This is a genomic window from Shouchella rhizosphaerae (assembly GCF_036700015.1).
Taxonomy (GTDB): Bacteria; Bacillota; Bacilli; order Bacillales; family Bacillaceae_D; genus Shouchella; species Shouchella rhizosphaerae.
Genome location: NZ_CP144921.1, coordinates 1,508,666 through 1,523,595 on the forward strand (window position 1 = coordinate 1,508,666; position 14,930 = coordinate 1,523,595).

Below are 14,930 nucleotides of genomic sequence, written 5' to 3' on the forward strand. Positions count from 1 at the left end.
AAATCCCAGCCAATAAATAAATAGATGAACAAATTTCCGATTCCAAAACCAACAAAAAGACCATCTGGAGATGGCCTTTTTTGCCGTTATCATGCTTTGTTACTTTCAAACGCAACCAGGCTAAGCAAAGTATCTTGTTCGTGCACACTTTCCACTTGAACCGGTTCTACATTTTGGTAATTTCCTGTATTTGTAATAATAATAGGTGTAACTGTTTGATAGCCGGCTTCTTTGATTTTGGCAATGTCGAACTCAACAAGAAGATCACCAACCTTCACTTCATCCCCTTGCTTGATATAAGAAGAGAAATGTTTTCCGTCAAGTTGCACCGTATCCAAGCCGACATGGATCAGGATTTCTGCGCCTTGGTCGGAAACGAGTCCAATCGCATGTTTGGTTTGAAAAGCTACTGTTATTTTCCCGTTTACTGGCGCTACCACTCTACCACTAGACGGATCAACCGCGATTCCTTTGCCCATTGCCTCTGAAGCAAATGCTGGATCATTCACCTCAGATAGTGGGACAACCTTTCCTTCGAGCGGACTGAGGATTTCCTCGTCAGCAATAGCCTCTGTGGTAGTTTGCTGTGGTGTTTCTGCTGCTTGCTCTTCTTCGTCAACTGGATCTTTAAAGCCAAGAATGTAAGTCAGCACACAAGAAATCACGAAAGAAGTGGTAATTCCAAGGATTAACCCGAAAAAGCCTTCTCCGCCTGGACCATAGAAGATCGGCAATGTCAGTAAACCCGGTGCCCCTGATGCAAATGCTTTTGTGCCTGCTTGTCCAATGATCGCGCCCCCAACAGCGCCTCCGATGATGCCGGCAATAAATGGACGTTTCAGCGGCAACGTTACACCATAAACAGTCGGTTCGGTTATTCCGAATAAAGCCGTAATCGTCGATGAACCAGCAAGAGCTTTCAGCCGCTTGTTTTTCGTCTTTAAAAATACCCCAAGCGCTGCTCCAGTTTGTGCAAAGACGGAAGCAGTGGCAGCCGGTTTGATGCCGTCTTGTCCATATACAGCAACATTGTTAATAAATACAGGAACCAGTCCCCAATGAACGCCAAAAATAACGAGCAACTGCCAACTTGCACCAAGAATCGCACCTGCAATTAATGGACTAAAAGAAAATGCAGCCAGAAGCCCATCCGCAATCGCGTTGCCAACGTTAACGCCGATCGGCCCGAACACAATAAGCGTCAACGGAACCATAATGACTAAAAGGAGCAGTGGCGTGACGAAATTCTTAATGCTTTGATGGATGAATTTGTTGAACAGCTTTTCCAACTTAGACATGACAATGACACTTAATATAATGGGAATAACGGTTGATGAATAGGTCATCAGCGTAACCGGGATTCCGAAAAAGCCTACAGACGTCTCCGCATTGGTCAATTCAATGATTGAAGGATACAATAAGGCGCCTGCAATGGTGACGGCCGTAAATACATTCCCTTCGAACTTTCTCGCTGTTGTAACGGCAAGCAGGACAGGAAGAAAATAAAACAAGGCATCTGAAGCGGCAAAAAGAATCACATACGTCGAGTCTGTCTGTTCTAACCAGTTAAAATTGGTGGCAATTAGCAACAAACCTTTGAGTATACCGGCTCCAGCCATAACACCGAGCAACGGCGCAAAAATGCTGGCGACGACGTCGATTGCCCGTCCAAATGGATTTCCTTTCTTCTCCTCTGAAGAAGATGCACTGCTTTTTTTGGCATCGTCCAAAATAGAGCTTGTCTTTCCAATCGCTTGATACACTTCGGGCACCATGTTGCCAATGACTACTTGCAGCTGCCCGCCGCTTTCTTTAACGGCAATGACCCCATTTAAGTGCTCTAGCTTCATCTTGTTTGCTTTTGCATGGTCATGCAATGTAAAACGAAGCCGCGTCGCACAATGGACTAATGACTTTACGTTTTTTTCGCCACCAACTAATGCGACGATGTCTTTTGCAAGGCTTTCATAGTTCATGCTCATTCTCCTAATCAATAGTTTATAAATATAAAAAACCCAAGCCATGAAAACGCACGACAAAAAAGTCCCGCATTTTCACAACTTAGGTTTTGCCTGCTGGCCAGTAACAATCCTATCGCTATGAACGTATTATCGATTAACTACTCTTTCAATATGAAGAGTGAGGTAAAGCATTTCTTCATTGGTGAGTTCATGCTGGTATTCTTTGATGATGTATTCCTTAATTTTCTCGGTACATTGTGCTGCTTCTTTATGCTTCTGCTTAATCATGATGTAAAGAAAATCGTCATTGCTTTGATAATGGGTTCCCTTGAATACGCGTTGGGCAAAGAACTTCAGGTGAGTGATAAAGCGAAAATAATTTAACGAATCCTCTTCAAATTCCATATTAAAATGGTACTTAACAATGTTGATAATTTGCTGTATAAACTTTGTGATGCTCATTGTATTGGAAACATCTTCATTCATTTCAGCATTAATAATGTGGATTGCAATAAATCCAGCTTCGTCCTCTGGTAAGGACACATGGAACATTTTTTCCAATTGCTTCAAGGCATTTAACCCAACCTCAAATTCATCTTTATACAGCTGCTTGATTTCCCAGAGCAGGGCATTTTTGATTTGTGCGCCCTTTTTATGCCGCTCCAACGCAAAATTAATATGGTCTGTTAAAGATACATAAATATTTTCATTCAAGGATTTGCCAAGCTTGTCTTTCGCATAATTGATAATATTCTCGACTACAGTCATCAACTCTATCGGCACTTCACGCATAAGCATTTCAAAGTTGTCTTTCGTTTGCGTATCTTTTAACGCAAACACTTTTTCAACTCTGTCTTGATCGACTTCTGCACCTGCTTTCTTTTGAAAGGCAATCCCTCTGCCCATCACAACAAGTTCTGCACCATCTTCGATCACACTTATGACATTGTTGTTAATGACTTTCGCTATTTTCATGATTCCTCACCAAGTTTCTTTCCTTTTCATCATGGGTTATACAGAACATAAAAGAACCTAAGCCATCCATAGATAAAAGGGTAAAAAAAGGCTCACTCGTTCCCCTTATCATCGATGACTTAGGTTTTGCCTGCGAAACAGTAACAATCCTAAGAAAATCTAATTATTTTTGATTGTAACAATATCTAACAAACCCGTCAACGCTTTCATCCATTGTTTTATTTCCTACAAATGGATGTCCCCGGTTTTGCTTATTCTTACAAGCTTTCGCCATTCGTTGCTATTACTTGTTTATACCAATCAAAGCTTGCTTTTTTAGCGCGGTTTAACGTGCCGTTGCCTTCATTATCGCGGTCAACGTAAATATAGCCGTAACGCTTTTTCATTTCGCCAGATGAAGCACTGACAATGTCAATTGGGCCCCAGCTCGTATAACCGATAATTTCGACGCCATCTTTAATCGCTTCTCCCAACGCAGCAAGATGACTGCCAAGATAGTCGATTCGATAGCTGTCATCAATTTGGCCCTCTTCATTCCATTCGTCTACAGCCCCTAGCCCATTTTCAACAACAAACAAAGGTTTCTGGTAACGGTCATACAATTGGTTGGCCGTAATTCTAAAGCCTAGCGGATCAATTGTCCATCCCCACTCCGACTTTTCAAGGTACGGGTTCACGATAGAACCAAACACATTTCCGGTTGTTTGATTTTTGTTTACCTCTGGGTCTGTACTCGTTGTCCGGCTGGAATAATAGCTAAAACCTATATAATCGACCGTGTGTGCTTTTAATAGTTCCGTATCCCCCGGCTCCATGGCAATGTCCAACTGGTTGTCTTTGAAAAACCGCATCGCGTAAGGAGGGTATTCGCCTCGAGACTGAACGTCAATAAAGAAGTAAGATTCACGGTCTTTCTCCATTCCTTTGAAAATATCTTTAGGGTTGCAAGTGTACGGATAAAAAGACCCTGCCGCCAGCATGCAGCCGATCTTTGCGTCTGGAATGATTTCATGACATGCCTTTACAGCCAAAGCACTGGCAACTAATTGATGGTGGGCAGCCTGATACTGAATCTGCTGCTTGTTGTCTCCTTCTTTGAAGACAAGTCCTGCCCCAAGGAAAGGCAAATGAAGCAGCATGTTAATCTCATTAAATGTCATCCAATATTTTACCTTATTTTTATAGCGGGTAAACACGGTTTTGGCATACATCTCAAACAAGCCTACCAGTTTGCGACTTCTCCAACTGCCGTATTTCTCAATTAAATGAACAGGCACGTCAAAATGTGCAAGTGTCACGACTGGCTCAATATTATGGGCCAAAAGCTCATTAAATAAGCGATCATAAAACAGTAACCCATCTTCGTTTGGTTCCTCATCCTCACCAGTCGGAAAAATACGAGCCCAAGCAATGGAGACACGCAGTGCTTTAAACCCCATTTCTGCAAATAGCTTAATATCTTCCTTATAGCGGTGGTAAAAGTCAATCCCTTCATGGGAAGGATAGTAAACCCCTTCTTCAGGAATCAGTGACTGGACGTACCCTTCCATAATCGCTCTTCTTTGTTCGCCAGTCGGCAACAAATCAACAATCGTTAACCCTTTGCCGCCTTCCAAATAGGCGCCTTCCGCTTGATTGGCGGCAATGGCGCCACCCCAGAGAAAGCCGTCAGGAAATTTATAATTTGACATAAGACACACTCCTTTTGTGCAGTGAAGATGTTTAAGGCAAATAAAAAACCTAGACTAAGAGGCGTTCATCGATCATGCACGCACATTAGTCTAGGTTATGCCCAAAAGGTAACATCCCTTAGAAATCTTATTCACTTACAATAAAGCTACCATTTCCTTTTTGGAAAGTCAACTTGCCAAACGACCTCAGCAGTTGTTGCCCGCTAAGCTTCGATCTGTCCGTCTCTTTTTTTGGACATTCGTTACGATCGGTTGGAAAGCGGCAGTTATTTTGTTCACGAAGATGCATGTACTTTGTGAAGCTAGCTTTCTCCTTGTTTGATTGAATAATGCTGCAAGAAATAATACCCACTAAGGACAAAGAATAGTATCGGAATAATGATGTGTGGGTTATTGTGTGTGAAAAATAAACCGTAAATCCCAGCCAATAAATAAATAGTCGCGATCAATTCTTTCATAATAACCGATGCCTCCTAAATAACCTTATTATAACAATATTAATTTAAAACTTAGACACTTATCAGTTGTTGCATCACATGTGGGAAGATACGAATAGATCAAGTATTGATGGTCAAATTTGAAAACCTGACTATAATGTCAGGTTTTATCTTACTTTTAATGCAGCGTGTGTAGTTGGATGATGAGAGAAATATCCTGATGGTGTGACACTCAAAGATAATCCGCCTGTCGAGATACCGATGGAAGCATTCGCAGGGTTAGTACGATGAGCATAACCACCGTAAGCATCAATATATGAAGCTTTGCCGTCTTGTTGAATTGTATAATACATATACAAATTCAGTTCAACAACCTGATATGATTGTTGACTGAGGCGGTCTTTGTAGTCATTTTTTAAGTTTTGCTTAAGGCTGTATCCTGATGCTTGATACTTCCATTTATTGCTACTAGACTTATATTCTGCACTACCCGTTTTATAATGTGTTCGAGGTGTAACTTTGTACTTCCATGTTTGTTTACCGTACTCTCCGCCTACTGGTCGAACATCTGAAGACCTAATTGAAACTGCATTAACATCAGTCATGCGCATTGATGGCATCTTGGTCCAAGTTATATTATTCTTAACTCGATATTTTTTATTCCCTAAACTTGTAATTGAAGTCGTCATTTTTTTATAGGATGTACTTTTAGTTGGATTGGCGCTTACTTGATATTCACTCCCACTCAAAGACTCTCTCTCAAACTCTTCCTTACTTATAAGTTCAATTTCTGTTTCAATGACAGAGTCAATGCTTGTTTGCAATTTTCTTTGAATGAGTGAGGACTCCTCTGTCTCAGGGTCCCCAGTTTCTATACTTAAAATCGTCTCTTCAAAACCTTCTGGAACAGTTTCTGTTATTTTCAAGTATTGTTCTACCTCAACAGTTTCAAATCCTTCTAAATTCTTATTTTGATTCCATTCATCTTCTGTCATGTTTAAAATCTCGTCTTTAGTGAACGCTAGAGAAAATAGTTGTTCTATCTCTTCATCTGAGAAATCTATTCCATTTACGTTTTCTAAAGCATACTCCTTTGCGAAGGCTTCCCCCTCCGCTAAATACAATACGGCGCAAAGCAATGATCCAACTACCAATCTTTTCATTTCATTACTCCTTTCATATTTTGTTTTTTATTACATATTTTTAATATAAATAGAAGTAGACGATAAGTAACAAAAACGCGAGAAATTTTATAAAAATTTTATAATTAAAGCTAATTTCATAGTTAAGTCCCACTAGAATTGTATAAAACTTTGCGCTTCAGTTTTCAGTGTGACGATGGGCTTTTCCGGATACACTTTCTCTTTGTACATAAAGGCAAGGCGTAAATATAATTTGACTCCTGCTTTCATCTTGGGAAAAGTCGCCTGTTTGTAGTGAACTCAATTTAGGGAATCGCACTGGGTTAATTATTTTAACGGGTAGACCCTGCAGTTCTTACCCTGTTTCTGCCAATGGAGATGCTGAACAAGGATGAAAAAACGCATTGGACATAGAATATGGAACCGGCAGTATTGTGAACAATAGGATTTAATTAAGCAGCACTAGTGGCTCAAATTAATTTCAAGAAGGTTGAAATGATTCAACAAAGCAAACCGAGTGATCTAAAAAAACTTACAGAAAAAGCAGAGGCTTTAGCGAAAAAAATATTCTAAAAAACACTAACGCTTAGGCATTAGTGTTTTTTATAAAGGAATTTCTCCGTTATGTCGCCGTGCCTGGCTTACCTTGTGTTTCTATTGGGGTAGGCGTTTCTGCTTTGACTCCATCCACAAACGGAACAAAAATAAAGCAGACGATTACGATCATGGCGATGATTCGTTTCATTGTTGTTCAGCTCCTGACCCTAAGATTTTCATATTAGGACGGTTGAAAGAATTCTTCGTTATGTTGCCGTGCCTGGTTTTTCTTGTGGTTCAATCGGAGTAGATGTTTCTGCGTTGGCTCCATCCACAAACGGAACAAAAATAAAGCAGACAAGCAATACCAGACGGAATATTCGTTTCATTGCTGTTCAACTCCTATCATTTTCATATTAGTACGGTAATGAAGCGCTTCTTTCATGTAATAAAAGGCCTTTTCAAGCAACGATTGTTGTTTATAGTATTCAGCAATCTCTTCTGCTAGTTCTGAATACTCAGTGTAAAATTCTCGCTCCAATAGTCGTTGCAACTCACTTGTAAGTCGCTCGTCCCTCCCTTCGTTTATGTACAATGCTTCCGTGATGGCACAGCGTACCATACATTCTTCGAGATAAATGGCTGCCGCTCCTGCTTTTGCTTCTTGTAACAAACGAATTGCTTCTTCATTGTTGGCATTCTGTCGTAAGCGAACATTGGCTAGGTTAGCCTTTGTTTTAAGCCCTTCTATACTTTTCGCATGATCACCAATCATTAGCGCTTCAGCAAAATACATTTCCGCTTCATGTAACTTTCTTTGGCGGACTCGATTCAGCCCTAGTGCCCTTAAAAGAAGAGCGTGCGTCGTTGGATAAGGCGTTGCGTCAGCAAGTGCCGATTGGTATTCTTGTTCAGCCTCGTCAAACAGGCTCAGTTCTGTTTTTATTGCTGCTAAAAGCAACTTGCAATTTAAAATCCGTTCCAAATAAAATTGTTGTTCCTCAAACAAATCAATTGCCTGCTCAAGATAAGAAACAGCAAATGTATATTGGTCAATGCGAAAATAACTTTCTCCTAAACGGAAATAAAATTCGGCTTTCTCTGATTGATCGTGAACGTGGTCAATTTTCTGTTCAGCGATCTTATATAGGCGAAGTGCTGATTGATACCGCCCTTCATAAAACTCATATTGCCCACTCATAAAATAATATAGAAACGCCAACAAGCCATCATAAACCGTATTCTCTACATTGATTGCCTGGAGGCTCGTTGGTTCAACCCTTTTTTGTTGCACATCTTCCGTAAGTAGCTGATGGCGAAACAAAACAAGCGAGTAATAGGACAACACTTTTTCGTCGGATCTTTCTAGCTGATTGACCAATTGGCTAATTTCCTGTTTATATTCTTCTGCTTGTTCAACCTCACGAGAGACGATACAGCTGTACCATTCAACAATTTTTGCGCCCAATTTTTCAGGTGAAATAGAAGAAGCCATAGGCACCAACCTTTCGGAAGTAATTGGTAACTTATCCTGATTATATCCAATCATTTTAAAATTGTATATCATGTTGGCCGTTTTCCCAACATCGCGAAAAAAGAAGAACGAAAGCCCAACAACGAACAACACTTACTATTACGATAGGAAGATACACGACGACTCTACTAAAAGGAGAGTGAATCAAGTAAAATTAGAATCATCTATTTTTTCTATGAATGGAGGTCGTGAAAATGAAAGTTGGACAGGCAAACGACATAACGGTGTTCGTTCAATTTAATCAATTGGTAGCCGAAGCAAGCGATGAGCAGAGCATTCTTCGTTTATTGCTTGATACCGTTGATGCCTTTATCCCTCATGTGGATATGGCGATCGTCTATTTATACGACGAGAACCAAAAGGTGCTTCGGCTTGGCGCAGGCACAGGCGTCTCTGTACAAAGTTTGCGGCAGCTCGCTTTTAAACCCGGTGAATCGTTGACGGGCAAAGTGTTTCTCAGCAAAAAACCGTACCTTTGCCTCGGCAAGCATGATGTTAAGCGAAAAATGGCCAACATCTCACCAGAAAACTGGAAATGGTTTCGCGAAGGCACCTACAAACTCGATGTTACGAGCTCCATTAATGTGCCGTTCCTGTCCAATGGCCGTTGTCTAGGCACATTTACATTAAATCGCTATTCAAGCAGCATCCCATTTCATAAAAAAGACGTTGCCATTGCTCTCGGACTCGCCCACCAGGCAGCACTGGCGATTGAGAACGTCCGCTTGCATCAGGCACTTGCCTATAGCGATGCAAAAGAAACACTTGCACAATCGTTGCATGACGGGGGGCTGGAGCATGTCCTTACCCGGTTGGAACAGCTTGTGCACACACCTTGCACGATTGAAGCGAGTGTGAAGGAAGACGAAGCGATTCCGATCATACGCAAGCGAAAACGCCTCGGTTACCTTCGCCCCCGGCAGCCATTGGCGACTTTATCAGTGGTCGACCGGAACATCCTTGAGTTTGCTGCGTTAATGCTTGCTAGCGAGCTAGAAAAACAATATGACGATTATGAACAAGGGCTTCACAGGCGCAATTGCGCGTTCCAAGACCTATTGAATGGAGACTATCGTTCTGTAGAATCCTTGTCCCGCGCCCCTATTTATTGTTTCGTGCTTGCAGGCGGTGTTAGCGACAACATTGCGCTTACTCGCCAAATTGAAACAACAGTCCAAGCTTACTTCCCAAATGGGCATTTTTCTGTTTACGAAGGGCGTTATGTCGTCCTTGCTTCTTCTTGTGCCTATATCGATCAGCTTGCGACTTATTTGCAGCGCCACTATCATCTAGTTGTCGGCCTAAGCCGCCCAAGGATGATTGCCGACGTCGCTTCGTCTTACCGGGAAGCGGTGCTTGCTGCTGAAATGAAAAGCGACGCCCCTCTTGTTCGTTATCAAACCCTTGGCTGCCGCAGGCTTTGGCCTTCTTTAGACGAACAGACGAAGCGCGATTTTGTAATTGACTATTTACAGCCACTCCTCGACCTAGAACCTGATTACATTGCCACTCTTGCGGCATTAATCGAAAACGGGCGAGGTGCCCGGCAACAAACGGCTAAACAATTGCACATCCACGTCAACACGCTCTATCAACGAGTGAAACGGATCGAGCAAGTACTAGACATTTCCTTTCAAAATGAAAGACAGTGGCTACAACTCATGATTGCTTATGAGTTGTATGTGGACGGCCACACAGAAACGCCCTAAAACATGTAGCCCACCATATCCCGTTTGTTTCGTCAGAATATTATAATCATAGACAAGCAAACACAAGTTGAGGTGATCGACATATGGTGCAAACATATTTAAACTACATTGACGGCGAATGGAAACCGTCTATTTCAGGAAATGTCTTTTATGGCCGCAACCCTGCCAACTACGAGGAAATCCTTGGTGCCTATCAAGCATCTACAGCAGAAGATGCGCGGCTCGCCATTAAGAGCGCCGCTGCCGCTTTTCCTAACTGGAAAAACAAAAGCGCGATTGAACGGGCAGATGTCCTTTATCAATTAATGCCTTTATTAGCAGCAGAAAAGGAGAAGCTGGCGGCAATCATCACAAAGGAAGTTGGAAAAACGATGGCCGCCGCTCGAAAAGAAGTAGATGCCTCCATTCAAGCACTCAAACATTTTAGCGGCGCCGCCAATAGGCTGGCAGGAGAGACTGTGCCTGCAGGCAATCCCGAGACATTTGCTTATACGATCAAAGAGCCACTCGGTCCTGTTGGCGTCATTACCCCTTTTAATTTCCCTTTAGGCATCGGGATTTATAAAATTGCCCCTGCTTTAATTGCAGGAAATACAGTTGTTTACAAGCCCCATAATGATACTGTCCAAATTGCCGCGAGGCTCGTTGAGTTGCTTATCGAGGCCGGAACACCAAAAGGCGTTTTGAATCTTGTCACTGGCGACGGCGACAAAGTTGGACAAGAATTAGGCGAAAATCGAACATTAAAAGCGATTTCGTTTACTGGTTCTTCCGATGTCGGTTTGCGATTAGGCCGATCCGTTACAAACCGAGGTGGAAAAATGCAGGCGGAGATGGGCGGAAAAAACGCGACCGTTATTTTAGAGGATGCCGACTTGGATAAAGCTGTTTCTGGAATCGTCATAAGCGGCTTGCTGAACAACGGGCAAAGCTGCACAGGAACCTCTCGCGTCATCGTGCCTAAAAACATCGCCAAAACGGTTACATCTAAACTCGTCGAAAAAGCAACTGCCATTCGTGTTGGCGACGGGTTTAATGAAAATGTAGAAAATGGCCCTGTTGCCAATGAGGCGCAGCTTCAAAAGTACCTCCATTATGTGGACATTGCTGTTAAAGAAGGAGCGAAGCTAGAATGCGGAGGCAAGCGCCTTTTCGGCGAAGGAAAAGACAAAGGCTACTTCGTCGCGCCGACCGTGCTAAGCGGCGTTACGTCAGAGATGACCATTGCCCAAGAGGAAGTGTTCGCTCCCGTCGTGGCGATAATGGAAGTCGATTCTTTTGATGAAGCGATCACCGTCGCCAATCAGACAGATTTTGGTCTCTCTTCGGCCATTTATACAACCAATTTGCAAAAAGCCCATGAATTTGTCCGCCGAGTTGAAACAGGAGTGACTCATATTAACATCCCTTCCAATCACTACGAAAACCAATTGCCTTTTGGCGGCAAGAAAAATTCGAGTATTGGGCCGAGGGAACAAGGAAGCACTGCCCTTGACTTTTGGGTTGACACAAAAGCAGTCTATCTTAAACCTTAGGAGGTAGTGATGAAAACAGTTGGTCTTATTGGCTGTGGCGCCATGGGAAAAGGGATGGCTACGTCCCTTTTGAGCGCCGGCTATACCGTTTATATTTATGACGACATGTCCAAATGGCGAGAACCATTGGAAAAACAAGGAGCATGCTTTGTGGAAAACAGCGCTGCTGTAGCAAAAAAGGCAAAGTATGTCTTGCTATCTCTCCCTTCACCGAACATAGTTGCCGACACCGTTGCAGGCAAAGAAGGCGTGCTTTGTCATTTACAAACGGGTGGCTTTTTATTAGACCTGAGCACGACAGATGTGCAAACGACATTAGCGATGGAAAAAGCCGCTGCTGCCAAAGGAATTCATTACCTAGACTGCCCTGTCAGCGGGGGGCCTGCTGGAGCTGAGGCCGGAACGCTAACAATCATGGTTGGCGGCGACAAACAAGCTTACTTCAGTGTAAAACCGCTACTTGACATACTCGGCGATACCATTCTGTATGTAGGCGATTCTGGGGCCGGGCAAACGGTCAAACTGTGCAACAACATGCTTGTTGCCGGGATTACGACGCTGCTGAGCGAAACAATGGCGGTTGCTAGCGACCATGGCGTATCTAGACGGCTTCTTGCCCAAATCATCCAACAAAGTTCTGGCCATAATCGCGTCCTTGACGTTTTTGGGGAAAATTTAATTTCCGGCTCATACGACAATGTGTTGTTCTACTTAAAGCATATGGCTAAAGATCTTGAACTCTACATGGCATTGTCGCAAGATTCGCGCAAACCCCAGCATGCTGCTGGCACTGTCAACCAGCTCTACCGCTCAGCGCTCCATCAAGGCAAAGGCGATAAAGACGCCACTGCTGTTTATTAATTACCTGGAAATGATTCTGCACCATCGATTTCCCTATTCATAAGAAAGGCGGGAACTATGAATAAACAAAAACGTTTCCTCACCGACTGGCGACTTCACTTACTCGTCTTAGGCATTGTTGTCGTTGCTGAAATGATTGGCGTGATTGAAATTCGCTTAGGAGCAGGAATGATCATGCTCTTGCCGATGCTGTTTGCCCTTGTATTCGGGTTAGCCTTGTATTTCACGCCACTCGTGAAAGAAACACAGTCCAAACATGCAGAGCCAATCATTACGCTCAGTGTAGCGCTCCTGATCGCCAAAATCGGCGTCACTATAGGGCCAGACTTGAAAAATGTGATTGCTGCTGGTCCCGCCTTGCTTTTACAAGAAATCGGCAATTTCGGCACCATTTTCTTAGCACTGCCCGTTGCCGTTTTGCTGCTAGGAATGAAGCGGGAAAGCATTGGCATGACCCACTCTATCGGACGAGAGCCCAATTTAGGGATTATTTATGACAAGTTCGGCTTTGACTCTCCAGAAGGCAAAGGGGTTACAACCGTTTACGTATTTGGCACTGTTTTTGGCGCTCTGTTTTATGGACTTATTTCTGGTTTTTTAGCTACTTTCACCCCACTCCACCCTTTATCGTTGGCGATGGCTGCTGGAGTTGGCAGCGGCAGTATGATGGCAGCAGCAAGCGGGGCGCTTATTGCTGCTTACCCAGAGTTTGAGACGCAAATTATCGCTTTCGCTGGCGCAAGCAACCTACTCACCTATGGCACTGGTTTATTTGTGAGCGTCTTCATTGCCTTGCCGTTAACAGAAAAGTTGTATGCGCTGTTTAGGCGTTGGAAAGGAGACAGACCATAGATGAAGTCCATCCAAGAATCGTTTATGCTCTTCTTTATTGTTGGTCTTGTTGCGTTTATTGGCAATTGGCTTGGCTACCAAGCATTCTCTGGTGAGGCTGCCTTTGGCATGCTTCTTCTAATCGTGATTGCCTGTGTTGGGCAAGCTCTTGGAAAGTTGCTGCCTTTCCCTATTCCAAGTGTCGTTTATATCATTGTCATCGGCATTATATTGTCTTTACCCGAGACGCCGTGGGGCCCAATCGTCATTGAGCTCACAGCCCACATCCAATTGCTCTCTATTGCCACGCCTATACTCGCTTATGCCGGTATTGCCATAGGCCGTTCATGGGCTGACTTTGCGGCGATCGGTTGGAAAGCAATGGTCGTTTGTTTGCTCGTTCTTTTTGGTACACTAATCGGCTCAGCGATTATCGCTGAAATCGTCTTGCGTTATCAAGGAATCATCTAAAAATGGCAAAAATAGCGATTCCCATGTATAGACGTTTCGTTAGTGGATATACTAATTAACACGTATCCCCCACCTGCCGTCGGACATTCCGGCGGCTTTTTTATGCATAAAAAAGCTGCCACTATAGGCAGCTTCCAGACTGTAGACAAACGCTCGCATACTTCGTCGTTTGCCTCGGTCATATGCTCATGAACCCACGTTCTATTCGCATCTTCCCTCCCCTGCACTCCTCGTCTGACAAGCGTTTTCTATCAGTCTGAGGGCGGTTATCGACTTTGTCGACAACCTCAAAGCTGCAATTAAAGGCAGCTTCTAGATAAACATTTCCCTTTACCGCGCTCAGATGCTTTGAAATTTCCTGGACAAGAACATCATTGCTCCTGTCCCTTCAATTTATTAACATCTTCCCTCGTCTGGCAAGCGCTTCTATTGGTCAAGCAACTTCTTTCTTAAAACAAACCTAGCCATTTTTTTCGTTTTTTGACAACCCGTTCTGGCGGCTCAAGGTACACATGCTTGTCTTCCGCAATAAGCCGGGCATTCTCTTGATAGCTGTAAACAAGGTCTCGGCCGTAGTGTTCCTCCAATACGTGGAACGCTTCCTGCATTCGGAATGTGCGATTCACTAAATTGTGGGCATCTGAAGCTAGCACGTGGACAAGGTTGGCTTCGACAAGCTCTCTGCTAAAGGTAGCAATATCCTTGCCAAAGTAGCCTGTCACGCTGGAAGACGTAAGCTGGGTAAGAGCGCCATTTTTCACCAGTTCATAGAGCTTATCTGGATCTTCCTTGAATACTTTATTCCGTTCTGGATGGGCGATCACAGGAATATACCCTTCACTGCCAATTTCATAAAGCAGCCTTGCCGCATAAGCCGGCACTTCTGAACTCGGGAATTCAATCAGTACATATTTGCTGTCGGCCAGTGCAAGACCGCTCCCGCTAGCCAGTCCCTGAGTCATTTCGCCATAAAGGCGGAGTTCTTGCCCAGGCCGAATGATTAACTCTATGCCTGCAGCCTCTAAATCATTGTTTAAGGCATCTACTGCTTTACGGACGGAAGAACCATCATTTTGAAAAGACGGGTGTTGGTGATGGGGGGTGGCAATGATTTCAGAAATCCCTTCTTTTACAGCTTCGCGAGCCATCGCCAAGCTATCTTCGCTTGTTTGCGCCCCATCGTCTAGACCAGGGAGAATATGGCAATGGATATCGATCATTTGCTTCCCCTCCTTTCATCATGCTA

At 43.5% G+C, this 14,930-nt stretch carries 14 protein-coding genes; 5 read left to right on the top strand and 9 right to left on the bottom strand.

Going from position 1 to position 14,930, the window contains the following annotated elements:
- Nucleotides 1-89: 89 nt before the first annotated feature.
- The 8 genes from V5G21_RS07580 to V5G21_RS07615 form a co-directional block, all read right to left on the bottom strand.
- Complete coding sequence (locus V5G21_RS07580; RefSeq protein WP_035206139.1) at nt 90-1,976, bottom strand: beta-glucoside-specific PTS transporter subunit IIABC; 1,887 nt, start codon at nt 1,974-1,976, stop codon at nt 90-92.
- Between the two features lie 132 nt (nt 1,977-2,108).
- Nucleotides 2,109-2,936 carry a BglG family transcription antiterminator LicT gene (gene licT, locus V5G21_RS07585; protein WP_095236373.1) on the bottom strand — a complete coding sequence of 276 codons (828 nt, stop codon included), beginning with the start codon at nt 2,934-2,936 and terminating at the stop codon, nt 2,109-2,111.
- Between the two features lie 257 nt (nt 2,937-3,193).
- Nucleotides 3,194-4,627 (bottom strand): 6-phospho-beta-glucosidase, encoded by a 1,434-nt coding sequence (locus tag V5G21_RS07590; protein ID WP_035206138.1) that lies wholly within the window; start codon nt 4,625-4,627, stop codon nt 3,194-3,196.
- A gap of 302 nt (nt 4,628-4,929) precedes the next feature.
- Complete coding sequence (locus tag V5G21_RS07595; RefSeq protein WP_179290702.1) at nt 4,930-5,085, bottom strand: hypothetical protein; 156 nt, start codon at nt 5,083-5,085, stop codon at nt 4,930-4,932.
- Between the two features lie 146 nt (nt 5,086-5,231).
- Complete coding sequence (locus V5G21_RS07600) at nt 5,232-6,227, bottom strand: hypothetical protein (protein ID WP_338465448.1); 996 nt, start codon at nt 6,225-6,227, stop codon at nt 5,232-5,234.
- A gap of 601 nt (nt 6,228-6,828) precedes the next feature.
- Complete coding sequence (locus V5G21_RS07605; protein ID WP_338465449.1) at nt 6,829-6,951, bottom strand: hypothetical protein; 123 nt, start codon at nt 6,949-6,951, stop codon at nt 6,829-6,831.
- Between the two features lie 58 nt (nt 6,952-7,009).
- Nucleotides 7,010-7,132 (bottom strand): hypothetical protein, encoded by a 123-nt coding sequence (locus V5G21_RS07610; protein ID WP_257006153.1) that lies wholly within the window; start codon nt 7,130-7,132, stop codon nt 7,010-7,012.
- Nucleotides 7,129-8,238, bottom strand: a complete 1,110-nt coding sequence (locus V5G21_RS07615) for a modification methylase CeqI (RefSeq protein WP_338465450.1) — start codon at nt 8,236-8,238, stop codon at nt 7,129-7,131. The genes V5G21_RS07610 and V5G21_RS07615 overlap by 4 nt, the downstream gene beginning before the upstream one ends.
- 233 nt (nt 8,239-8,471) lie before the next feature.
- On the opposite strand from V5G21_RS07615, the gene V5G21_RS07620 reads away from it, so the two are divergent.
- The 5 genes from V5G21_RS07620 to V5G21_RS07640 all read left to right on the top strand — a co-directional run bounded on the left by V5G21_RS07620 (nt 8,472) and on the right by V5G21_RS07640 (nt 13,684).
- Entirely contained in the window at nt 8,472-9,986 is a 1,515-nt protein-coding gene (locus V5G21_RS07620; protein ID WP_035205997.1) for a helix-turn-helix domain-containing protein, read from the top strand.
- Nucleotides 9,987-10,069: 83 nt separating this feature from the next.
- A complete protein-coding gene (locus V5G21_RS07625) occupies nt 10,070-11,521 on the top strand; it encodes an aldehyde dehydrogenase family protein (RefSeq protein WP_212929910.1) in 1,452 nt (483 codons plus the stop codon).
- 9 nt (nt 11,522-11,530) lie between these two features.
- The gene (locus tag V5G21_RS07630) at nt 11,531-12,382 is read left to right on the top strand and encodes an NAD(P)-dependent oxidoreductase (protein ID WP_095254535.1); all 852 of its coding nucleotides are present in this window, start codon (nt 11,531-11,533) and stop codon (nt 12,380-12,382) included.
- A gap of 57 nt (nt 12,383-12,439) precedes the next feature.
- Complete coding sequence (locus V5G21_RS07635) at nt 12,440-13,234, top strand: DUF3100 domain-containing protein (RefSeq protein ID WP_095254537.1); 795 nt, start codon at nt 12,440-12,442, stop codon at nt 13,232-13,234.
- Entirely contained in the window at nt 13,235-13,684 is a 450-nt protein-coding gene (locus V5G21_RS07640; protein WP_095236368.1) for a hypothetical protein, read from the top strand.
- A 449-nt stretch (nt 13,685-14,133) separates the two neighbouring features.
- On the opposite strand, the gene V5G21_RS07645 is transcribed toward V5G21_RS07640, so the two are convergent.
- Nucleotides 14,134-14,904, bottom strand: coding sequence for a tyrosine-protein phosphatase (locus V5G21_RS07645; protein WP_011248648.1), 771 nt, complete (start codon nt 14,902-14,904; stop codon nt 14,134-14,136).
- Nucleotides 14,905-14,930 lie beyond the last annotated feature (26 nt).